General features: G+C 71.2%; 21 protein-coding genes. 10 read left to right on the top strand and 11 right to left on the bottom strand.

From position 1 onward, the window contains the following. Positions 1-196: 196 nt before the first annotated feature. From ABEB03_RS32160 to ABEB03_RS32145, 4 genes are all read left to right on the top strand, one after another. A complete protein-coding gene (locus ABEB03_RS32160; protein WP_345656344.1) occupies positions 197-1,177 on the top strand; it encodes a glycosyltransferase family 2 protein in 981 nt (326 codons plus the stop codon). Continuing rightward, positions 1,174-2,508, top strand: a complete 1,335-nt coding sequence (locus ABEB03_RS32155) for a polysialyltransferase family glycosyltransferase (protein WP_345656343.1) — start codon at positions 1,174-1,176, stop codon at positions 2,506-2,508. The genes ABEB03_RS32160 and ABEB03_RS32155 overlap by 4 nt, the downstream gene beginning before the upstream one ends. Then, entirely contained in the window at positions 2,505-3,674 is a 1,170-nt protein-coding gene (locus ABEB03_RS32150) for an acyltransferase family protein (protein ID WP_345656342.1), read from the top strand. Before ABEB03_RS32155 ends, ABEB03_RS32150 begins: the two co-directional genes overlap by 4 nt. A gap of 173 nt (positions 3,675-3,847) precedes the next feature. Next, positions 3,848-4,756, top strand: a complete 909-nt coding sequence (locus tag ABEB03_RS32145) for a class I SAM-dependent methyltransferase (RefSeq protein ID WP_345656341.1) — start codon at positions 3,848-3,850, stop codon at positions 4,754-4,756. Here ABEB03_RS32145 and ABEB03_RS32140 read toward each other — a convergent pair. Then, a complete protein-coding gene (locus ABEB03_RS32140) occupies positions 4,753-5,415 on the bottom strand; it encodes a TetR/AcrR family transcriptional regulator (protein WP_345656340.1) in 663 nt (220 codons plus the stop codon). The two genes, ABEB03_RS32145 and ABEB03_RS32140, sit on opposite strands and share 4 nt — an antisense overlap. Before the next feature lie 62 nt (positions 5,416-5,477). Here ABEB03_RS32140 and ABEB03_RS32135 point away from each other — a divergent pair, with 62 nt between their 5' ends. Continuing rightward, positions 5,478-6,911: an FAD-dependent monooxygenase gene (locus ABEB03_RS32135; protein WP_459115355.1), complete on the top strand. Its 1,434-nt coding sequence runs from the start codon at positions 5,478-5,480 to the stop codon at positions 6,909-6,911. A gap of 31 nt (positions 6,912-6,942) precedes the next feature. On the opposite strand, the gene leuE is transcribed toward ABEB03_RS32135, so the two are convergent. From leuE to ABEB03_RS32120, 3 genes are all read right to left on the bottom strand, one after another. Then, the gene (leuE, locus tag ABEB03_RS32130; RefSeq protein ID WP_345656338.1) at positions 6,943-7,593 is read right to left on the bottom strand and encodes a leucine efflux protein LeuE; all 651 of its coding nucleotides are present in this window, start codon (positions 7,591-7,593) and stop codon (positions 6,943-6,945) included. A gap of 84 nt (positions 7,594-7,677) precedes the next feature. Beyond that, positions 7,678-8,466 carry a hypothetical protein gene (locus ABEB03_RS32125; RefSeq protein ID WP_345656337.1) on the bottom strand — a complete coding sequence of 263 codons (789 nt, stop codon included), beginning with the start codon at positions 8,464-8,466 and terminating at the stop codon, positions 7,678-7,680. 95 nt (positions 8,467-8,561) lie between these two features. Next, on the bottom strand, positions 8,562-10,142 hold the full coding sequence (locus tag ABEB03_RS32120; RefSeq protein ID WP_345656336.1) for an acyl-CoA mutase large subunit family protein: 1,581 nt from the start codon (positions 10,140-10,142) through the stop codon (positions 8,562-8,564). 260 nt (positions 10,143-10,402) lie between these two features. Between ABEB03_RS32120 and ABEB03_RS32115 the strand changes: the two genes are divergently transcribed. Further along, on the top strand, positions 10,403-11,212 hold the full coding sequence (locus ABEB03_RS32115; RefSeq protein WP_345656335.1) for a L,D-transpeptidase family protein: 810 nt from the start codon (positions 10,403-10,405) through the stop codon (positions 11,210-11,212). 286 nt (positions 11,213-11,498) lie between these two features. Here the strand turns inward: ABEB03_RS32115 and ABEB03_RS32110 are convergent, their stop codons facing one another. After that, positions 11,499-12,572 (bottom strand): hypothetical protein, encoded by a 1,074-nt coding sequence (locus ABEB03_RS32110; protein WP_345656334.1) that lies wholly within the window; start codon positions 12,570-12,572, stop codon positions 11,499-11,501. Then, complete coding sequence (locus ABEB03_RS32105; protein WP_345656333.1) at positions 12,572-13,234, bottom strand: RNA polymerase sigma factor; 663 nt, start codon at positions 13,232-13,234, stop codon at positions 12,572-12,574. The genes ABEB03_RS32110 and ABEB03_RS32105 overlap by 1 nt, the downstream gene beginning before the upstream one ends. A 744-nt stretch (positions 13,235-13,978) precedes the next feature. Between ABEB03_RS32105 and ABEB03_RS32100 the strand changes: the two genes are divergently transcribed. The 4 genes from ABEB03_RS32100 to ABEB03_RS32085 all read left to right on the top strand — a co-directional run bounded on the left by ABEB03_RS32100 (position 13,979) and on the right by ABEB03_RS32085 (position 17,115). Beyond that, positions 13,979-14,428: a hypothetical protein gene (locus ABEB03_RS32100; protein WP_345656332.1), complete on the top strand. Its 450-nt coding sequence runs from the start codon at positions 13,979-13,981 to the stop codon at positions 14,426-14,428. A gap of 79 nt (positions 14,429-14,507) precedes the next feature. Then, complete coding sequence (locus ABEB03_RS32095; RefSeq protein WP_345656331.1) at positions 14,508-15,791, top strand: hypothetical protein; 1,284 nt, start codon at positions 14,508-14,510, stop codon at positions 15,789-15,791. Between the two features lie 53 nt (positions 15,792-15,844). After that, positions 15,845-16,387 carry a hypothetical protein gene (locus ABEB03_RS32090; protein WP_345656330.1) on the top strand — a complete coding sequence of 181 codons (543 nt, stop codon included), beginning with the start codon at positions 15,845-15,847 and terminating at the stop codon, positions 16,385-16,387. Further along, the gene (locus ABEB03_RS32085; protein WP_345656329.1) at positions 16,384-17,115 is read left to right on the top strand and encodes an ATP-binding cassette domain-containing protein; all 732 of its coding nucleotides are present in this window, start codon (positions 16,384-16,386) and stop codon (positions 17,113-17,115) included. Before ABEB03_RS32090 ends, ABEB03_RS32085 begins: the two co-directional genes overlap by 4 nt. 32 nt (positions 17,116-17,147) lie before the next feature. Here ABEB03_RS32085 and ABEB03_RS32080 read toward each other — a convergent pair whose 3' ends face one another. The 5 genes from ABEB03_RS32080 to ABEB03_RS32060 all read right to left on the bottom strand — a co-directional run bounded on the left by ABEB03_RS32080 (position 17,148) and on the right by ABEB03_RS32060 (position 21,715). Then, positions 17,148-17,897: a hypothetical protein gene (locus ABEB03_RS32080; RefSeq protein ID WP_345656328.1), complete on the bottom strand. Its 750-nt coding sequence runs from the start codon at positions 17,895-17,897 to the stop codon at positions 17,148-17,150. Positions 17,898-17,942: 45 nt separating this feature from the next. After that, the gene (locus tag ABEB03_RS32075) at positions 17,943-18,560 is read right to left on the bottom strand and encodes an RNA polymerase sigma factor (RefSeq protein WP_345656327.1); all 618 of its coding nucleotides are present in this window, start codon (positions 18,558-18,560) and stop codon (positions 17,943-17,945) included. 175 nt (positions 18,561-18,735) lie between these two features. Next, a complete protein-coding gene (locus tag ABEB03_RS32070) occupies positions 18,736-19,182 on the bottom strand; it encodes a hypothetical protein (RefSeq protein ID WP_345656326.1) in 447 nt (148 codons plus the stop codon). Between the two features lie 213 nt (positions 19,183-19,395). Continuing rightward, positions 19,396-20,673: a DUF4241 domain-containing protein gene (locus ABEB03_RS32065; RefSeq protein ID WP_345656325.1), complete on the bottom strand. Its 1,278-nt coding sequence runs from the start codon at positions 20,671-20,673 to the stop codon at positions 19,396-19,398. A 94-nt stretch (positions 20,674-20,767) separates the two neighbouring features. Continuing rightward, positions 20,768-21,715 (bottom strand): hypothetical protein, encoded by a 948-nt coding sequence (locus ABEB03_RS32060; RefSeq protein WP_345656324.1) that lies wholly within the window; start codon positions 21,713-21,715, stop codon positions 20,768-20,770. Between the last annotated feature and the right edge of the window lie 405 nt (positions 21,716-22,120).

Here is a 22,120-nt window from a genome sequence, read left to right as displayed (position 1 = left end):
CGAAGACGCTAGGAAGCCATTTCGAGGTGCGGCCCAACCCGAATGCAACAAACGGTTAACAGCACATCGACGAATGGCGAATCGGGCCGCGCCACGCACGGAAATCAGCTGGGTTCACGGCTTCGCCACGCGTCGTTCACCTGACATCTCACCAACGGTCAAGACGAATGCCGGGCCGCCGCCTAACGTCACGTGGGTGGTCAAGCTCTCCGTCATCGTGCCGTTCTACAACGTGCAGCAATATGCGCCCGACACCCTGAAGAGCCTGCGTGCGAACACACGCGAGGACTTCGAATTCATTCTCGTCGACGACTGCTCGCGCGACGAGACACCTGACATTCTCGCGCGCGCGGAGCGCGAGCTCCCGGGTGCGGTGTATGTCAGACACGAGAAGAACGGAGGGCTGGCGACCGCGCGGAACACGGGCATCGACACCGCGCGCGGCGAATACCTCACGTTCCTCGACGGGGACGACTGGCTCGCCCCCGGCTACTACCAGCAACTCCTGTCCTCCATCGAGGAGTTGGGCTGCGACTTCGTGCGCACGGACCATGTCCAGTGCACCGCGCGGGCCCGCACCGTCAACCGGGTCCCGCACGGCCGGCGCGGCGTGGTGATGAATCCGCGCGACGCGATCCTGCCCGCCGACCGGTCCACGTCCGTCGACTACGCCTACGCCTGGGCGGGCATCTACCACCGCCGTCTGGTCGACCGCGGCCTGCTGCACTTCACCGACGGGCTGCGTACGGCCGAGGACCGGCCGTGGATCTGGAAGCTGCACCGGGAGGCCGAATCCTTCGCCACGGTGGGACTGCTCGGCGTGTTCTACCGGCGTGGCGTGGCCTCCTCACTGACGCAGATCGGCGACGTACGTCAGCTGGATTTCATTCGGGCGTTCGATCAGGTCGTGGCGGAAACCGCCGAGGACCGTGACGCGGAAAAACTCCTGCCCAAAGCCGTGCGCACGTATTGCGCGATTATTTCCCATCATCTTGGATCCATCGAAAGGTTCGAGCCACCCGTGGCACGGAAACTCAAGTCGATGAGCGCGGTCGCCCTGCGGCGCATGCCGCAGGACGTGCTCGACGACGCCCTCGACTCGATGGACGTCCAGCGCGCCACCCGGCTGCGCCGGCTGCGCCGCCGGCCCGCCCCCGGCACGGGGGTGGCCGCGTGACCACCCAGATCTTCATGGCGTCCACGCTGTACGGCACGGCCACGCTCGCCGCCGCCCTGGACAGCGACTGCTTCGCCGCCGCCGACCGGCGCATCCTGCTCGTCTCCAACAACGCGGCGACGCCCGAGACGACGCCCGGCGTGGACGAGATGCCGGGCTTCGAGCGGCTGCGCGGCCGGTTCGACGACGTGATCTCGTGGAACGAGACCATCTCGCCCTTCCACCCCGGCGGCTGGGCCCCGCGCCTCGACGACGTGCCCCTGTGGGAGCGGCATCTGCGGCTCGCCTGGGACCTCGGCGACGACGACGTCGAGCTGGCCGTCGAGTCGATCCAGGTGAACCCGGCGCTGGGCGTCGCGCAGATCTTCACCGGCGCGCCCGTCACCGTGTACGCCGACGGCCTGATGAGCTACGGCCCCACCCGCAACAAGATCGACCCGTTGGTCGGCACCCGGGTCACCCGGCTGCTCCACCTGGACCTGGTCCCCGGTCTGGTCCCGCTGCTGCTCACCGAGTTCGACGTGCGGCCGGAGATCGTGCCGACGGACGCGTTCGTCAAGGTGCTCGGCGAACTCGTCGACACCGGCGACGCGTTGCCCGCGATCGACGAGCCCGCGCTGCTCCTCGGCCAGTACCTCTCCGCGCTCGGCATCCTCACCGCCGAGGAGGAGGAGGACCTGCACGTACGGATGCTGAAGGGCGCCATCGCGCTCGGCCACACCCGCGTGGTGTTCAAACCGCATCCGACGGCTCCCGCCCGCTGGTCGCGCACCCTGGAGAAGGAGGCCGAGCGACTCGGCGCCGACCTCACCGTGCTCGACACACCGGTCCTCGCCGAGGTGCTCTACCAGCGGATGCGCCCCGCCCTGGTCGTCGGCTGCTTCTCCACCGCGCTGCTCACGGCGTCCGCGCTGTACGGCCTGCCCGTCGCCCGCATCGGCACCGGGTCGCTGCTGGACCGCCTCACCCCGTACGAGAACAGCAACCGCATCCCCGTCACCGTCGTGGACGCCCTGCTGCCGGAGCTCACGGACAAGGCGGCGGTCGCCGAACAGCGGCGCGCCATGGACGTCACGGCGCTCACCGCGCTCGTGCAGGCCGTCGGGTTCGCGATGCAGCCGAAGATCTACCCGGAACTGCGCGGGAGCGCCGAGGACTACCTGACGCACCGTCTGAACGACGGCACCTGGCGGTACTTCAAGCGCCGCAGGCTCACCTCGCTGGCGCTGCCCGGCGCGGTCCCCGCGCAGCTCGCCTTCATCCCGCGCAACGCGACGGTCCGCCGGGTGGCGCGCCGCGCCCGGTCACTGAAGCGGGCGACGCTCGGATGACCGCCTCGGCCGCCGGGCCCGCCTCGGCCCCCCTGGACACCACGCCCACGAAACCCACGCCGGGCACCGGGGCCGACGGTGTCCCGCCCCGGATACTGACCCGGGCGCACGCTCCGCGCCTGCGTGCGCTCGACGGACTGCGGCTCGTCGCCGCGCTGATGGTCGCCGGTTACCACTACGGGGGACGCGACGGCGAGGTGACGCAGGCGTGGGGCAGTTCCCCCCGGCATCAGTTCCCCCTGCTGCACTCGTACTTCGCGTACGGCTGTCTGGGCGTCCAGGTCTTCTTCGTCATCAGCGGGTTCGTGATCTGCATGAGCGGCTGGGGCCGCACCCTGCGCGCGTTCTTCGCCTCCCGCGCCTCCCGCCTGCTGCCCGCCTACTGGGCGGCGATCGTCATCGTGACGGCGGTGTTCGCGCTGCCCGTGGTGGCGTACAAGGCGGTCTCGCCGAGCGACGCGCTGGTGAACCTGACGATGCTCCAGCAGCCCCTGGGCGTCGACCGGGTGCTCGGCGTGTGCTGGACGCTGTGGGCGGAGGTCCGCTTCTACGCCCTGTTCGCGCTGTGCATCGTGCTGCCCGGCGCGAGTCGGCAGCGGGTGATCCTCTTCTGCGCGGGCTGGACGCTGGCCGCGGCGATCGCTCAGGCCGCGAACGAGCCGCTCCTCAACCTGGTCCTGATGCCGGAGTACGCGCCGTTCTTCATCGGCGGCGTCGGCCTCTACCTCGTGCACCGCGACCGGCGGGACGCGTACGCCTGGGGAATCGTCGGCGTGAGCTGGCTGATCGGCCAGCACTACGCCGTCCAGCGGCTGTGGCACGCTCCCGACCCGGACTTCTTCTCGTACCGCACCTCGTTCGGCATCGTCCTCGTCGTCACACTCGGGTACGTGGCCGTGGCCGCGATCGCGCTCGGCTGGCTGAACTGGGCGAACTGGCGCTGGCTGAGCGTCGCCGGTGCGCTGACGTACCCCTTCTACCTGGTCCACGAGCACCTGGGCTGGGTGGCCGTCCAGGCCTATCACCGCACGCTGCACATCCCGTCCTACGGCACGTTCCCGCTGACGGTCGCGACGATGCTGCTGCTGGCCTGGCTGCTCAACCGCTACGTCGAAAAGTGGCTCACCCCGAAGATCCGCACGGCCCTGTCGCGCCCCCGCTCCTAGCGGCCCGTCGAGCGCCGGGCGGGCCGACGACACCCGGTCCGGCGCTCGACGGCGCGGATGTCCGGACGAGTTGGCCTGCCGTTCATCTCGGCGGCCGTTTGGGGGTGTGTCCCCGGGCAGGCGTACGGCAGTCCCCGTACCCCGCCGGCTCCGCCAGGGAGTGATCTCTCCTCATGACAGCTGTACCAGGCACGACTCGGCCGCCCCGCACGCTCGACGACGTCCCCGGCTGGTTCCCCGTTCTCGACCAGGTGCTCTTCGACTGGTTCCTCGACCGGCAGGAGGGCACCGGTGTCCGGGGCGACCTGCTGGAGGTCGGTGTCTACCTGGGCAAGAGCGCGATCTTCCTGGGGCGCCGCCCGCGGGAGGACGAGCGCTACACCGTGTGCGACCTCTTCGAGGGCGACGCGCCCGACGACGCCAACAAGGCGGAGTCGACGAAGTCGTACCGCACGCTCACCCGGCGCGCCTTCGAGGAGAACTACCTCTCCTTCCACGACACCCTGCCCCGTGTCCTCCAGGGCCCCAGTTCCCGCGTCCCCGCCGAGGTCGCTCCCGGCTCCTGCCGGTTCGTCCACATCGACGCCTCGCATCTGTACGAGCATGTGCACGGCGACATCGGCGCCGCCCACGACGTGCTGCTGCCCGGCGGGGTGGTGGTCCTGGACGACTTCCGCTCGGAGCACACGCCGGGCGTCTCGATCGCCGTGTGGGAGGCCGTGCTCAACCGGGGCCTGCGCCCGATCTGTCTGAGCACGCAGAAGCTGTACGGCACCTGGGGCGATCCCGGTCCCGTGCAGGAGGAACTGCTGGCGATGGCGCGCCGGCGCGGGGACTGCCGGCTCAGCGTCCAGGAGGCGGCCGGCCACCGCATCGTCCGCCTCAAGTCGGACGGCATGAGGGCACCGGAGTTCCCTCCCGCGCGGTTCGCGCCGTCCCCCGTGCCGGACGGCGCGCCCGCCTCCGCCGCTCCGCCCGCGGGCCCCGTACGGCGCCGCGGGCGGGGTCGCCGCCTGGCCGCCGACCTGGTGCCGCCCGTCGTCGCCCGGGCGATCCGCAGCGCCCGTACGGGCCGCGGCTAGCGGGACTCTCCTCCCGCGCCGTAGCGGGCCTCGATGCCCGCGATCACCAGGGCCAGGCCTTCCTCGAAGTGCTGGTCGTAGTCCTCGAAGATCTCCGCGCCCGCCGCGGCCGACAGGGGGAAGTCGGCCATCAGGCGGGCGCGTTCTTCGACGTCGTACCCTTCGCGGCGCTCCCCCGGCAGGGGCTGGACGCCCTGTTCCTCGGTGACGTGGCCGATCGTGTAGAGGAACGCCGTCGTGGTCGCGCGGACCGCCTGGGCGAGGGTGTGGCCGGCGTCGGTGAACAGCCCGAGGGTCCGCTCCATCTCGACCGCGTGCAGGGTGCCGGTGAAGCGTGAGCCGCTGAAGACCTTGGCGCCGTCGCGGTAGCTCAGCAGCGCGGTGCGCAGTCCGCGGTTGGCGGTGAGGAGGCGCTGCTGCCAGGTGGTGTCGGCCGTGTCCCGGGCGTCGTCGACCATGCGCCGGTACATCTCCGTCGCCATCTCGTCGAGCAGTTCCTGCTTGTTCTTGAAGTGCCAGTAAAGGGCCGGTGCCTGGACGTTCAGCTCCTTGGCGATGGCGCGGAGGGTGAGGCCGTCGAGACCGGCCTCGTTCAGCAGCCGCAGCGCGGTGGCGACGACCTGCTTCTTGTCCAGCTTGGGGGATCTCTGGGTGACCACGCTTGACAGTTTAACGCCGTTAAGCGCATGCTGCCGCCATGGAACTTAACAGCGTTAAGGAGATGGTCGTGGACGAGGACGCACGCGTCGGTACGGACGTACTCGTCGTGGGGGCCGGCCCCACCGGACTCGCCCTCGCCGTCGACCTCGCCCGGCGCGGCGTGCCGGCGCTCGTGGTGGAGCGCTCCGCCGCGCTCTTCCCCGGCTCGCGCGGCAAGGGACTCCAGCCCCGCACCCTGGAGGTCCTCGACGACCTCGGCGTGCACGACGCGATCCGGCGGGCGGGCGGCCCCTATCCGGTCGGGATGATCTGGCGCGACGGCGAACGGCAGGCCGAGCACCGGATGTTCGACGAGAGCCCCGCGAGCGAGACCGCGCCGTACGGCACACCGTGGATGGTGCCCCAGTGGCGCACGCAGGAGATCCTCTTCGCGCGACTGGAGGAACTGGGCGGCGAGGTCGCCTTCGAGCGGGAGCTCGTCTCGCTCACCCAGGACGCGGACGGGGTGAGCGCCCGCTTCACCGCCGGCCCGCCCGTCCGTGCGCGGTACGCGGTCGCCGCCGACGGAGGCCGTTCCGCGGTGCGGCGCGCGCTCGGGATCGGCATGACGGGCGAGACCGTGGACCCGAGTCCGACCCTGGTGGCCGACGTCCGCGTCAGCGGGCTCGACCGCGACAACTGGCACGTCTTCCCGCCGGCCGCGGAGGGCGGGGGGTTCCTCGCGCTCTGCCCGCTCGCGGGCACCGACGACTTCCAGCTCACGGCCCAGTTCCCCGAGGGCACGGACGTCGACCTGTCCCCCGACGCCATCCGCGAGGTCGTCGTCGCCCGCACGCACCTGGCGCCCGACGCGGTGACCGAGGTCCGCTGGGCCTCGGACTTCCGCCCGCGCACGGGCCTCGCCGAACGCTTCCGCGCGGGACGGGTGTTCCTCGCCGGGGACGCCGCGCACATCCACTCCCCCGCCGGCGGCCAGGGCCTCAACACCAGCATCCAGGACGCGTACAACCTGGGCTGGAAGCTCGGCGCGGTGCTGCGCGACGGGGCGCCCGACGCACTCCTCGACTCGTACGAGGAGGAACGGCTGCCCAACGCCGCCGACATGCTCGGCCTGTCCACGCGGGTCCACCGCGGAGAGGTCCGGCGCGGGGCGGCCACCCAGCAGCTCGGGCTCGGCTACCGCGAGCGCACACTCGCGGTGGAGACCCGCACGGGCCTCGCCGAGGACGTGCTGCACGCGGGCGACCGCGCCCCCGACGGCATCCGCGACGGCGTACGCCTCTTCGACGCCTTCCAGGGACCGCGGTGGACGCTGCTGGCGGTCGGTACGGACGCGGACCTGCCGCGCCTCTCGGGCGTCCGCACCATCCGGATCGCGGACCACGACGCCTACGGGCGCGGCCTGTTCCTCGTCCGCCCGGACGGTTACGTCGGCTGGGCGGGCGCCTCGGCGGACGGCCTCGCGCCGTACGCGGCCGGCGTGGGCCTGCGATGAGCGGACCGCCGGCCGGGCGCCCGGCGCAGCGTCAGGCGCTGGCGAGCGTGAGCTTCACGGCGAAGCCGAGGAAGAGGGCGCCCGCGGCGGTCGTGGCACCCGCGGACAGCCGCTTGCGCCTGCGGAAGGCCGACGCCAGCCGGGTGCCGCTGAAGATCAGCGCCGTCAGGTAGAGGAAGCTGGCGAGCTGCGCGAAGGCGCCGAGGACCACGAACGACAGGGCGGGGTAGGCGTACCCCGGGTCCACGAACTGCACGAAGAAGGCGACGAAGAACAGGATCGCCTTCGGGTTGAAAAGGCTGATCACGAGCGCGCGCCGGTACGGACGTTCCCCGGCGGCCTCCACGGCCTCGCCGGACTCCACGACCCGCTCCCGCCGGGTCCGCCACATCCCCCGGGCGGCCCGCAGCATCCCGACCGCCAGCCACGTCAGATAGCCGGCGCCCGCGTACTTCACGATCCCGAACAGCACGGCGTTCGCCTGCAGCAGCGACGCGACGCCCGCCGCCGACAGCGTCATCAGCACGGTGTCCCCGCACCACACGCCCGCGGCGGCGGTGTAACCGGCACGGACGCCCCGGCGGGCCGCGACCGAGAGCACGTACAGCGAGTTCGGACCGGGCAGCAGCACGATCAGCACGAGGCCCGCCAGATAGGTGGGCAGATCAATGACACCAAGCATGAGGTGGAGTGTCGCACGCGCGCACGACACTCCACCCACGGGTTTCGCCCGGTGAGACGGGGCGGTCCACGGAGCAGGGGCGGATCACCAGCCGAGATCCAGACCCCTGTCGAGACCGTCGTCGAGACCGTCCTCCTCGATGATGTCGAGCGAGGAGCGAGGGCCGCCGGGCGCATCCGTCGGAAGACCGACGCTCGAGAAGTCGGGGAGGAGTTCGTCGAGCTCGGGGTGGCGGATGCCCGCATTGATCGCCTGGATCTGAGCGAAGTCCTTGGCCGCCTCCAGATCCTCCAGCTCCTTCTGCCTCTCGGCCTTCTCACGCATGCCACGGACCGCGTCCGTCAGCATCGTGACGGTCTTCCCGATCACTGAGGTGGGCATCATGTGGATGAGGACGCCGCCGATCACACATCGAGCCGCCCCGGCCGCCAGGCCGTCGTCGCTCTTGAGTCGGGCGTGGACGGCCTGCAGGAAGGCGGCGTCCACGTCCCCGTGTGCCGCCGTGAGGAGGGCCGAGGCCGCGTCGTACACCGGCTGGGTCCGCGCCTGGCCGGACGGTGCGGGCGGGACGAGTGGCTCCGCACCGCCGCCGGGATTCAGGGGGCGGGTGAGAACGACGACCGCGTCCTCGCCCGCCCTGATCGTGTGGAACGTGATGGCGAGATGCGCGGTCTCCCTGTTGACGTCCTCCAGTGTCAGCGGCGGCGTCATCCGCGCGATCACCTTCTCCGCATGAAGCAGGACCCGCGTCTCGTTGACGTACACGGGAACGTCGACAGTGAGCCCGGGCAGGTCGGTCACCCCCGGACGGGACAGCTCGATCCGCGGCTTCGGCAGTTCCGCGCGACGGCGCGGCCTCCTCGGTAGATCCATCTGCGCCTCCCGAACGACGGGCCGGTAGTCCTTCTTGGACGCACCGACCCGTCGGCGGGTTCCGGTGAAACTCCCGCTCAGCGGGCCCCGGAGGCTCAGAAGGCGTCGGACGGCACGTACGTGCCCCAGACCTCGCGCAGCGCGTTGCAGACCTCGCCGACCGTGGCGCGGGCACGGAGGGCGTCCTTCATCGGGTAGAGGACGTTGTCCGTGCCCTCGGCCGCCTTCTTGAGGTCGGCGAGGGCGGCGTCCACCGCGGCCTGGTCGCGCTCGGCGCGCAGCTTGGCGAGGCGCTCGGCCTGCTGGGCCTCGATCGCCGGGTCGACGCGGAGCGGCTCGTAGGGCTCCTCGACGTCGATCGTGTAGCGGTTGACGCCGACGACGACCCGCTCGCCCGAGTCGGTCTCCTGCGCGATCCGGTACGCCGAGCGCTCGATCTCGTTCTTCTGGAAGCCGTGCTCGATGGCGTTGACCGCGCCGCCCAGGTCCTCGACCTTGCCCATGAGTTCGACGGCCGCCGCCTCGACCTCGTCGGTCATCTTCTCGATGACGTACGAGCCCGCGAAGGGGTCCACGGTGGCGGTGACGTCCGTCTCGTACGCCAGCACCTGCTGGGTGCGCAGCGCCAGGCGCGCGGACTTGTCGGTGGGGAGCGCGATCGCCTCGTCGAAGGAGTTGGTGTGCAGGGACTGCGTGCCGCCGAGGACGGCGGCCAGCCCCTGGACGGCGACGCGGACCAGGTTCACCTCCGGCTGCTGCGCGGTCAGCTGCACGCCGGCGGTCTGCGTGTGGAAGCGCAGCATGAGGGACTTCGGGTTCTTGGCGCCGAACTCGTCCCGCATGACCCGGGCCCAGATCCTGCGCGCGGCACGGAACTTGGCGACCTCTTCGAGAATCGTCGTGCGGGCGACGAAGAAGAAGGAGAGGCGGGGGGCGAAGTCGTCCACGTCCATGCCGGCGGCGACCGCCGTGCGGACGTACTCGATGCCGTCCGCGAGCGTGAACGCGATCTCCTGCGCGGGCGAGGCACCCGCCTCCGCCATGTGGTAGCCCGAGATCGAGATGGTGTTCCACTTCGGGATCTCGGCCTTGCAGTACTTGAAGATGTCCGCGATCAGACGCAGCGAGGGCTTCGGCGGGAAGATGTACGTGCCCCGTGCGATGTACTCCTTGAGCACGTCGTTCTGGATCGTGCCCGTCAGCTGGTCGGCCGGCACGCCCTGCTCCTCGCCGACCAGCTGGTACATCAGCAGGAGCAGCGACGCGGGCGCGTTGATGGTCATCGACGTGGAGACCTTGTCCAGCGGGATCCCGCCGAACAGCACGCGCATGTCGTCGATCGAGTCGATGGCGACGCCGACCTTGCCGACCTCACCGTGCGCGATGGCCGCGTCCGAGTCGTGGCCCATCTGGGTGGGCAGGTCGAAGGCGACCGACAGGCCCATGGTGCCGTTGGCGATCAGCTGCTTGTAGCGGGCGTTGGACTCCACGGCCGTGCCGAAGCCGGCGTACTGCCGCATCGTCCACGGGCGGCCGGTGTACATCGACGGATACACACCGCGGGTGAAGGGGTACGAACCCGGCGCGCCCAGCCTCTCGGACGGGTCCCAGCCCTCCAGGGTCTCCGGCCCGTACACCGGCTCGATGGGCAGACCGGACTCGGATTCGCGCGCCATGTGCTGTGCCTCCCGCTGAAGCTACTTACTGGTAAGACCCGACCCTCGCGACGGACTGTAGCGGCGGCCGTGCGCCCGGTGGAGTGCCCCACGCTGGGACCTTCCTCACAGACCGGTTCACGGACCTGTCCCGCGGTTCGTTTCGTTGCCTTTCGACTTCTCGCTCTCCACCATGCCGTCTAGTTCGCAACCGGTCACGCGCGGGGAGCATCTCAGGTGACACAACGGCGAAACGGGGGGTCCGAATGAGTACGACGGGCATGGGGAGATCGCTGGCCGCCCTCGCGGCCCTGATCGTGCTGAGCGGCTGCACGGCGCAGGCCGTGGACGCCCACGGGAAGCAGCCGCCACCCGTGCGCGGCGGCAGCGACGGCCCGTCGGCGTCCGAGGACGGCAAGGAGAGCGGGAAGCCCGGCGACAAGCCGGGCTCCGCCGCCCCGAAGGTCCTGTGGTCCCGGGGCGACAAGGGCCGCGACGTCCGCGAGCTCCAGGCCCGGCTGCACCAGGTCGCCTGGCTCATCACCCCGCCGACGGGGAGGTACGACTCCCCGACGGTGAAGGCCGTCAAGGGCTTCCAGGGCAAGCGGGGTCTGCCGCGCACCGGTGAGCTGGACACGGTCACCTGGCAGCGGTTGCGGAAGATGACGCACGAGCCGGCGTCCTGGGAGCTGTACCCGTACGGCGGTCAGCCGGCCGCGAAGCCGGATCCGCGCTGCATGACGGGCCGGGTGCTGTGCATCAGCAAGACGAGCCGGACGCTGCGCTGGATGGTCGACGGGAAGACGGTCTCGTCGATGGACGTGCGGTTCGGTTCGCAGTACACGCCGACCCGCGAGGGTGTGTTCAGCGTCTATTTCAAGTCGCGGTACCACGTGTCGACGATCTACCACACGTCCATGCCGTACGCGATGTTCTTCAGCGGGGGCCAGGCGGTCCACTACTCCTCGGACTTCGCGGCCCGCGGCTACTACGGCGCTTCGCACGGCTGCGTCAACGTCCGGGACGAGGGGAGGATCGCCGCCCTGTTCGCACAGGTCCGCAACGGCGACAAGGTCGTCGTGTACTGGTGAGCGCCGGGGGCGCGGGAGAGGGTGTGGGGCGCGGGCGGGACCGGGGGAACGTGTCCCGCCCGCGCCAGGTGCACAGAGCCGTGGGTACGGGGGGAACCCCGGCTCCGTGCTACGGCCGATGACCAGTCGGCTCACCCATTACTGCGTCGCGGCGGCCGAAAACGTCACACCCGGACCGAAGAAAGTTGAAAGAAGTACGAAACCGCAGGTCAGAGGCGGTGCCCTCGCGCCGGGTGCGGCGACGCCCCGAGGACCCGGGCACCGCGGCGGGGTGCCCGCGGTGCTTTCAGTGGGCGGTGAGGAGCGACGCGAGGGCGCTCCGCGTCGCCGTCGAGGACGGCGACGACGGCAATGACGTCCGCGGCAGCAGCGGGCTCAGCGCGGAGTACGAGGGCGACGGCGTGCCGATGACGCCGTTGTGGTGGCCGTCACCGGGCAGTATGTGGTGGCTGTCGCCGTCACCGCCCTGGTCGCCCTGGTCCCCCTGGTCTCCCCGGTCGTCACGGCCGGAGCCCTTGCCGTCGCCCTCGTCGCGGTCGGAGCGGTCGTCGAGCCGGTTCAGCAGGCCGGCGCAGTAGGTCCTCACCCGTCCGCTGCCGCCCGCCGCGTCCTCCAGGCCGCGCCGGCGTCCCGCGTCGAGGTCCTTGCCGGCCAGGATGTCGCGGCAGGACAACCGCGTACGCCTCCACCACTCGCGCGTGCGGTCGGAGTCCTCCTTGCCCTTGGAGCCCGGCCGGGTTCCCGGGGTGGCGTCGTCGTCCGTGCGGTCGTCCGGCGAGGCCGGTCCGCGTCCGGAGGGGCCGTTCGTGGTGCCGTCGGGCGTCGGCGTCACGGAGCCCCCGGGAGTCGTCGGTGACGGCGAGACGAGCGGCTGTTCCGGTGTGCGGGCCGCGGTGACCGAGGCGGCCGGAGCGGGCTTGTCGTCACGGAACGGAGTCGGCAGGACGCCGGTCCCGGCCGCCACGGCGACCCCGCCGATCATCCCCGCGGCCAGCGCCGCGGCGAGCCCGACCCGCACGGGACGGCCCCGGCGAACCCCGCGGCGGCCCGCGCCGGGCCGCCCGATCCGTACGAGTCCGGCGTCCGCCGCATGGGCCCCGGGACGGGCGAGGGCACGGCGGCCGAGCTGCACGGCCTCACCCTCTCCGCTGGTACGCGCCTTGCGGAAGGCGGCCAACGCGGCTTCCTCGCCCGGGAGTTCACTGCCGTTCGGCGCGGATCCCGCAGACAGCCCTCCGAGCGCGTCGGCGAGCCGTTCCGCCTGGGCCCGGGAGTCGGCGTCGACGGCTTCCAGCGGCTCACCGCGCAGCAATCGCTCCGCCGCTTCGCGGTCCAGCCACCTGTACTGCTCGTCGGCCATCACATGTCCTTCTGCGTCCGCGGACGCGTATGCGTCACACCCGCGGACGTCACCGCGCGTGTGCGCGATCCTCTTTGTGGGGGAACGGCGCCGAGTCCGCCGCCGGTGTCCGCGTCGCCGCCGAGCAGCTCCGCGAGCCGCTTCAGGCCGCGGTGCGCCGCCGTGCGGACCGCGCCGGGGCGCTTGCCGAGGGTCTCCGCGGCGGACTTGGCGTCCAGGCCGACGACGACGCGCAGGACGACGGCCTCCGCCTGGTCCTGCGGGAGCTGGGCTATCAGCGACAGGGTGCTGTCGGTGGCGAGGGCCTCGATGGCCTCGCCCGCGGTGTCGGACTCGGCGGCCCTGCCGGTCAGTTCGGTCTCGTCGCCGCCTATCGCGGGCCGCCGCCCGCGCATCCGTACATGGTCGAGCGCCCGGTTGCGGGCGATACGGGCGGCCCACCCGCGGAACCGGTCGGCATCGCCGCTGAACCGCTCCAGGTCGCGCGCGATCTGCAACCAGGCCTCGGACGTGACGTCCTCCGCGTCCGCCTCACCGACCAGCGTCCGTACATATCCGAGCAGCCGTGGGTGCACCGTGCGGTACACAGTCCGGAACGCGGTCTCGTCCCCGTCCTGTGCAGCAAGCACCGCGGCGGTCAGCTCCGCGTCGTCCCCCAGCACCGCGCCTCTCTTGCGCCTAAGCCGGCACCGCTCTCGCGGACCGGGTTCTCGCCGTCGTGGTCGTCGTTCGTCAGCCGCGGCTCCAGGACCGCGGTCGGCTGCGGCGGCCTGTCGTCCCCCGCACTCCGGCGCGAAAGGCACGTTACGGCGTGAAACCGCTGCCCGTCCATGTTCGTACAGCATGCAACTAAGTCGTGACGCAGAGAGGTGTGACACAAAACGCAGCCGCGGCGCTGTAGAGAGTACGGGCCGCCGCGCGGCCCGTGCCGCGCGACGGCCGGGGCCTCTCCTGTGGGGGGTGGCGGCCCCGGCCGTCTCCGTGGCATCTCGTTCCGGCCTCGGACGACGCGCCGCGTCGCCGGCCGATGCGACCGACACGTGACCCATCGGTCAGACGCCTCACGCGAGCCTCCCTCGGCCCGATGCGGCGAGCCGCCCCGATGCGCCGAGCCGTGCCGGACTCCGGCTCGCGGGCCCCTTCGGCTCGACGCCTGCCGTGCCGGGCCACCCACGGGCGGCGGCCGAACGCCGACCGCCGGGCGCCCCTGACACCCCCTCAACTGCCGTGCAGGGCACGCCTATGTCCGGCTTACAGCCGTATCGACCGACCGGGCTGACGAGGAAAACACTCACTGTTTACTTTTCATTGACTCCAAGATCAACTGTTCGCTACCTTCCACGCCTCGCCCGATGTGGACAGGCCCCGGGGGGGGCCGCACCGGGTGAGAGATGAGGAGTTCCCCCATGTCGGGCAGATCTTCCAAGCGTGTGTCCACCGTGGTCGCGATGGCGTCAGCCTTCGTCCTTGCGATGTCCTCCGGCGCCTGGGCCAACTGGTCGAGCACCATCAACTCGTGGACGGACGGTGGAGGCTCCAACGGACAGTCCCGCTACTGGGCGGACCAGAGCTACTCGGAGATCATTTTCAAGGGCTGCACCGTGCAGGGCGGCAAGGACACCACCGGTGTCGAGTTGTGGGACTACGACGCTCTGTCGTCCAACGACTTCTACGGCGAGAAGACCTTCACCAACTGTTTCAACGGCTCGACCTACGCGAGCCGGGGCGAGTACACCGGTCTGCCCGAGGAGTCGGACTACTTCTTCCAGCTCGACAACGTCGGTGGCGGGAGCAACGCGTGCTGCCTGCTGTGGGCGACCTACGCGGGAGTCGACACCACTCTCGAAGACGCCTGATCAGTGATCTGCAGCGTGGTGTCTCGCCGACGGCGAGGCACCACGCCCCTTTGTTCGGACCACTCCAGGAAGTCAAGAAGTGAAACCCCTCATACTCATCCGGTCCAGCAGTGCGCTGAGGGTCGCCCCTGTCGCCCTGCTTCTCGTGTTCGCCTACTACGCCACCGATCTCGGTGACGATCTTCGCGTCGATCCGCTGGGCTACTCCGCCACCGTGGTCGACGCGGTGCTGCGCAACCTGCTGCCCGTGGCCTTCGCGATTGCCTCGGGTCTCGCCGCGTGGGAGGCGCGGAAGCTGGGGGCCTCCGAGATCTGGAAGCTGGGGGCGGTGCGATCGCGCTACACCATCGCCGCGCAGCAGCTGGCTCCCGTTGTCGCACTGGCCTGGTTGCTCCTCATCCTTCCCATGCTGTGTGCCCTTGTCCAAAGGCAGGTTGCGCCCGACCTGCCCGGCCTCACTCTGCTGGCCTTCGGACTGGTGCTCTGCGTCGCCCACGGGATCCTCGGATTCGCCGCCGGAGCCGCCATTCGGCACATCTCCGTAGTGCCCGTCGTCGCGGTCACCGACTTCCTGGCCGTCGGCTGGTCCACCGGACTGTCGACGCCGTGGCCCCGGCATCTCAGCGGCCTCTTCGCCGGCAAGATGATGTTCGGCGAACTGCCCACTCCCGCCGCCTTCGCGGCTCCGCTCCTGCTGGCCGTCGGCTCCGCCTGCGCCATGGCGCTGCTCTGGGCACCTGTTTCTCGCGCGCTACGAGGAGCCGTCGCGGGAGCACTCGTCCTCGCCTGCGCGTTCGGATCGTTCTCCTTGGTCGGCGACTGGAGTTACATAGGCCCACGGAGCACCGGTCACGGCACCCTGGCCTGTGCCGGGCAGTCCCCCCGCATCTGTCTGCCCGAGGCGCGCGCCGAGCGCATCTCCGCTCTCGCCGAGGAAGCGAAGGCGACGCTGGAAGCCCTGCGTCGAGCCGGTCTGCCTGCCGAGCCGACTTCCATCACAGACACCTCTCTCAGCCTCCGGTATCCCGAACCGTCCACGAAGAGCGACTGGACCGTGCCACTCGTCTTCGGCGAGGCGACCGGCACCGTTCGTTACCAGATCGCCCGCGAAGTGGTGCGTTTCGCATGCGCCCCTCCCGCCACCGCTCCCGCCCGCCTTGTGTACTACTGGGTGTCCTCCCAAGTCGGCCAGGGGGAGACCTACTTGAAGCGGCTCAGCTCCGAACCCGATTTCACGTCTCAGGAACGCAGCCGTATTCAGGACCGGGTAGGAGAGGTTCTGCGGTCGAGCAGGGCGCGACAAATGGACTGGTACGAGAAGACCGTGGCGGAGGCCTGCCAGGAAGACGGGAAGACAACGTGATGTGGTGGCTGCGCGCCCGTCGCGCCCACACTCGGCTGCCCCTGGGTTTCCTGATGTTCACGCTTCTGGCGGCGATCGTTCAGGACACCCCCCTCTTCCTGCCGTCCATCTGGTCCGGCGGCTCCGAGATCGTGCAGGCCGTCACGCTAGTTCCGCTCGTGCTGACCTCGGTCCTCTTCGACTGTCTGCACACGCGGCTGGACGCCGCCGAGACCACCGGGATCCGACCCGTCAGGTTCTTCGACGTCCTGCTCGCACTCGGCGTGGTGGCACTCGCGCTGGTCGTGGGCGAGGTGATCGCCACGGTCACCGGGGCCGCATCGGCCGAGACACTGGGCCGCAACACGGCCTTCCTCGCCGGCCTCACCCTGTTGTGCGGAGCTCTCTTCGGGAGATCCGCAGTCCTCGTCCCCGCACTGTGGCCGCTGATCGGCGTACTTTTCGGCATGCGGGCAGCCGGCGACGCCTACCCGTGGACCGTACTCCTCGAACCGCCTGGCACCTGGTACGCCTCCGTGGGAGCCCTCTTGATGCTCACCACCGGCGTTGGTGCCCACCTCCTTTCACCGAACCGCTTCGCACGGAGAGCCGCATGACCCTCGTTCTCGATTCCTGCACCTTCGCCTACGGCCGGCGGCGGGCTGCCGTGCTGAAGGACTTCGACTACCGCCTTCCGGACGGCCTGACCATCCTTCTCGGACCGAACGGGGCGGGCAAGTCCACGATGTTGCAGCTGGCTGCCGCCGTCACCGCGCCCCAGCGGGGAACCGTGACGTGGGACGGGCTTGACGCGAAGAGCAAGGAGTACCGGCGGACGGTGGCCTGGATGCCGCAGAACATCACCCCCCTGCCCTCACTGACGGCACGGGAGTACGTCGCTTACGTGGGCTGGCTGAAGGGAATGAGCAGGGCCGATGCCTGGGACAACGCTCCTCGCGCGCTGTCCCGCGTCGAGATGTCGAAGCACGCCGACACCCGCACCAGCCGGCTCTCGGGCGGCCAGCTGAGGCGTGTGGGTGTGGCCTGTGCCCTGGTCCACGAGGCACGTGTGCTCCTCCTCGATGAACCCACGGCCGGCATGGACCCACGTCAGCGACGGGTCTTCCGCGACCTCCTTGCCGCGGTCAAGGACGAGGTCCGCATCCTGCTGTCCACGCACGACGTGACCGACCTCGCCGAAGAGGCCGATCACGTGTCCGTTCTGGTCGGCGGACGTCTCGTGCAGAGCGGATCGACGGGCGAGTTCCTCGCCCACACTCCGCCCGGTACGGCGCAGGGCCGGGCTGCCGAAGGGGCCTATACGACCCTGCTCGAGTCGGCCTGACCGGTCGGGCGGGGGAACGCTCGCGAACGGTGCTACGGCTTGCCGTTGGACTTCGCCGGTTTCGTCGGCGACGCGGTCGCGGGCGAGGCCGGCCCCTGCGTGGCGCCCGGCTGCTTGGTGTTCCCGTTCCCGGCCCCGGCCCCGTTCCCGGTCCTGGGCGCGTCGGCCAACTGCTCGGCGCAGTACGCCGCGACCTTGTCCTCACCCCCGGCGGCGGTGACGAGACGCTGCCAGGCCGTCGAGTTCAGGGCCTGGCCCCGGTCCTTCACCGAGTCGTAGGCGCGGCAATGGGCGACGGTGTCCTGGGCCTGCGTCGGGTGGGCGGACGCACGGCCCCGCCCGGAGGGGTCCGGGGCGGCGGAGGTGGGCGACTCCTGCGGGACGGACTCGGCGGCGCGACGGTCCGGAACACTCCTCGACGGCCGCGCCGTGGCCCTGCCCTGGTCGTCGCCGTCCTCGTCGGACACCGAGCCGATCGCCGCGACCGCGACCCCGCCCAGCGTCAGACTGGCCAGCAGCACGGCACACATGGCCTTCAGCGAACGGATCGGCCGCCGCCGCTCCCGCGGCCGCCAGTCGTCGCGGCGCCGGGTCCGCGCGGCGAGCGCGCCTTCGTCCCGGGCGGCGCGGAAGGCGGCGACGGCACGGGCCTCGTCCTCGGCGTCGACGGTCTCCGCCCGCACGGCGGAGGCGAGGAGCGCGCCGAGGTCGGGCCGGCCCGCTTCGCCCGGGTGCGCGACCCGACGGTCGGACGAGCCGCCGTGACCGTGTCGTTCACCCATGTCCGGATCCATCCCTGCCCGACACCTTGTTGGACTTCTTGCCGTTCATCTCGACTCCCCCAGCGTTCTGGGGCCTTCATCCGTCACACCGCCGACGCCGAGCTGCTGCGCCAGGCGTTTGAGGCCGCGGTGGGCCGCGGTGCGTACCGCGCCCGGCCGCTTGCCCAGGACCCGCGCGGCGGCCGGCCCGTCGAGTCCGACGACCACGCGCAGGAGGACCGCCTCCGCCTGGTCGCGCGGCAGTCCCGCCACCATGCGCAGGGCGTCCTGTGTGGAGAGGGACTCCAGCGCCTGGTCGTGGGTGTTGTGCGCGCCGGGCAGTTCGAGCAGGTCCTGTTCCAGGGCGGTCGCCCGCGGCCGCACCTTGAGCCGGCGCAGATGGTCCAGTGCGCGGTGCCGGCCGATGGTCGCGGTCCAGCCGCGGAAGCCCGCCCCGTCGCCCCGGAAGCGTCCGAGGTCCCGCGCGATCTCCAGCCAGGCGTCGGACGCCACGTCCTCCGCGTCCTCGCCGACGATCCCGCGCAGGTACCCGAGCAGTCCGGGCTGCACGATTCGGTAGGCCACCGCGAAGGCCGCCTCGTCCCCCTCCTGCGCCCGCGCGACGGCCGCGCCCAGCTCCGCGTCGCGTGCCTGCACGCGGCGGGGTTCCCCTCCTTGACCCAACACAGTCCTCGTTTTGTACCGAGATCGTCCGGATTCACGCCGTGCGACACGGTCAGCCGCGTGCACGCTTCCACGCCCCTCTGCGTCAGGCGGCACAGAAATGTCACAGCCTGTCAGGAACCCCACACGTCCCACGTCCCCCTGACGCCGCTCCTGCACGGTGGGCACTCCCCCTTCACCTGGACCGCCTGCCACCGCCGACCGCGGCCCTGACCTGCGGCACTCGTCCGTGCAGCTGGAGATAGAACGTCCGCACGGACTCCCGCTCCCCGACCTCGAACCGCTTGACGACCTTTCCCAGCGGATTCCAGACCCTCCCGTCGGGCATCCGCACGCCGCAGGGCTGGCCGAACAGCTCGCGCTGCCCTGCGTCGAGCTCGACCCAGCGCGCCCCGGCCCGCCGCACCAGGACCTCGCCGGTGTAGGCGCCGATCCCGAACAGCACCTGCTGGACGGCGGCCCGATCGGACCCGCCCTTGCGCAGTCCGTCCAGGATGAAGTCGACGACGCGCAGACTGTTGACGGAGTAGTCCAGCGGCAGCCGGTTCCGCGCCGTGGCCTGCCGCACGAACCGCTCCGCGTGCCGACGCATCCGCAACTCGGCCGGCCCCCGCTCCTCCATGGCTCCCGCTCCTCACTCCACCGCGCACGAGCGCGCCACTCCCCCGGTCACCAGACCAAGCGGAAGGCACGCCGCGAACATCACGTGCGGCGGCAGTGACAAAGGTCATGCGAGGAAAGTCCCGTCCTCATACAACTATTCGGCCGGCTCAAGCGTCCGAAGCACCCGCACCGACGGACCTCCCGGGCCGGGCCTCCCACGGGCCGTACCCGGCTATTTCGTGGACCGGTCCTCTCCCGCTCCCCGCGGCAGCGGCTCCGCCCCGGTCAGGATCAGCATGTCCGCCACGAAGCAGGCGACCTCGCCGTCGGTGTCCCGGCCGATCCACACCGGATAGGCGCCGTCGCCCCGGCCGCTCGGGTAGGCGATCAGGTTGGTGCCGGTGGCCGTGTCGTCCACGACCGCGATGCCGTGGTCGTCCTCCGTCAGCACGCCCGACACCTGGCCGTCCCAGAACCTGCGGCCGAGGTCCGCGGCCGTGCTCGCGTCGGCGAAGGCGCCGGTGCCGGCGTCCACGCCGAAGCCGTAGAACTGCCCGTCCCGCAGGAGCCGTTCGTCCTGTCCGGGGAGCAGCGCCAACTCCCATCGCACCGCCGGGCGTTCGGACACGAGGACGCGGGCCGCGGTGTACTCGTCGAGGATCAGCGTCCGGCCCTCGTGCTCGGCCGTGTACCCCGCGGAGGCGAGCTGCACCGGATAGTCGCCGGGCGCCACCGTCACCGTGAATCCGGCGTCCTGCTCGCACTCCCCGTACGTGGGGTCGCGGGCCACCAGCCGCCCGCTGGGCAGCCGCAGCGTCCCGGCCGGGATCGGTTCCCAGACGGTGTACTCCTGCCGGTCCGTCGAGAAGCGGGCGCCGGGCGTGAACAGCTCGTTCAGGTGCCCGGGCCGCATCCCCCGCGGCGCCCGCCAGTTCGGACCGCCGGACTCGCCGGTCCGGGCGACCGTCACGGTCTCCCGCAGTTCGCAGCCGGGCGCGTGATCGCCGCCGAGCGGCGCGAGCAGCGCCTTCCACTGTCCGAACTCCGGCACGGGGAACCAGCGTTGTTCCTCGGGGACGTCCGCGGTCGTGTATCGCGAGCCGCCCTTGTCGCCCTGCGGTTCGACGATCTGGGTCCCCCGCCCGTCCGGCCGCAGCTCGATCGTCACGCGCCCCGCGTCCGCCGCGAATTCCGGGCTCCCCTCGTCGGGGTACGCCCAGCCGCGCCGGCAGGTGAGGAAGAGCCGGTCCGCCGCGAGCCGCCGCAGGTCCACCTCCATGAACCGCCGCCCGTGCAGGTCGGACACCCAGAGGCCGAGGTAGTGGTGCGACCAGTCCACGTGCGCGACGATCGCCCCGAGACTGTCGGCCTGCCTCAGCACCACCGCGTACGGCTCCCCCGCGGCGTCACGGGCCGCGGCCGCCTCGGCGCCGATCGGCCCGAGCACGACCCCGCGCCCGAAGTCCCACCCCTCGCCGTACACGACTTCGATGATCTGCGTGCCGTTCATCGGGCCGCTCCCCTCCATGCTCGCTCACACAGTCGGACACAGGATCCGGAGTTCTCGGCGCCGCCCTCCCGCCGCCCGGGGCTCCGGGAGAAAGTCATCGGCCGGCGTCGGCGGGCAGCGTCACCCTGCCGGTGAACACGCCGTGGTTGTCGGCCCGTACCTCCTGGCTCACCGTGATGTCTCCGCCGCGGTACGGGACGAGGAACGTGTACGCGTAACGGTGCGAGACGAGCCGGTATCCGTGCGCCGCGTCCAGGTTCCATGTCTCGGTGAAGCTCTTGAGCACGATGCTGCCGTCGGGCGCCGTCACCCCGGCGTCCCGCAGTTGGGCCAGCGCGGGTTCCATCTCCCGGACCGCCCGCTTCAGCGCGGGACGGCGGCGGGCGGCCGGCAACGACCAGCCCGCGGCGGAGACCTGGAGGCGCACGTCACGGCCGCCGGCGCCCGTCCGCTGCACCTTCGCGCTCTTGGCGTACGCGCCGAACGCCTCCAGCTCGGCCACGGGATCCTCGACGTCGTCGGCGATGTCGGGGTCGGACAGCGGCCCCTGCTTCCACGCCTCGGCGCCCTCCTTGACGTAGCCGGTGCCGCCGACCACGTAGACCAGCTCGGGCTTGCGCACCTCCTTGCTGGTGGTGATCAGGCCGTCCTGCCGGAGCGCGGTGGGGTTCGTGGTGCGGTCGGCCGTCGCCGTGTACGTGGCGGTGGAGGGCCGCTGCCCCTGCATGAGGAGCGTCTCGCTGCCGCGCAGGGCGAACGTCCACCCCTTCTCGGCCGCCATGGCCTGCCGGGCCCTGGCGGTGAACTGTTCCGCGGTCCTCGGCTCCGGCGCCGGCCCGCGCCCGGCACCGGGGCGTGATGTGGCCGTCGGCCCGTCCTCGGCCCGCGTCGTCCGCGAGGAGGCGGTGCGCTCGCCCGCCGACTTCCGCTTCCCGCCGCCGTGCGGCGAGCATCCGGAGACGGCGACCGCGGTCGCGGCCGCCACCGACAGCACGGCGACCGCGCGTCGCGTTCCTGGGCGAGGACGTGTTCCGGGCAGCACGGAGTGACCCTTCGGCAGGGAGGGAGAGCTCGATTGCGGCCCGGTTATACAACAGCCCCCGACACGACCGCGAGCGTCCGGGCATAACGGCACACATCGGAATCCCGGCCGCCGAATCCGGTGCGACGCGCCGTTCATCCAGCCCCGCCTTCGGCAGACATTGCCGCTCGCGCCCGTCAGGAAGGTCACCGACCGCTTCCTACCTCCACGGACACCTGCCGGAGCAGGGCGATCCCCTCGATCCTGCCGTGCCGGCCGGGCGGAGCCGGGCGGTGGGGTGACGCAGGTCGCATCGACTGTGGTGACGCTTTGCGATCGCTGTGCGCTGTGACTCATCGGACCACCCGTGTGACGGGTGGTGCTTTTGAGGACTTGTTTCCGAGAACCTTTTCCAGGGGTGGGGCA

The organism is Streptomyces siamensis (assembly GCF_039543605.1).
Taxonomy (GTDB): domain Bacteria; phylum Actinomycetota; class Actinomycetes; order Streptomycetales; family Streptomycetaceae; genus Streptomyces; species Streptomyces siamensis.
The sequence above is the reverse complement of the archived record's forward strand: the minus strand, read 5'-3'. Positions and strand labels throughout refer to the sequence as shown.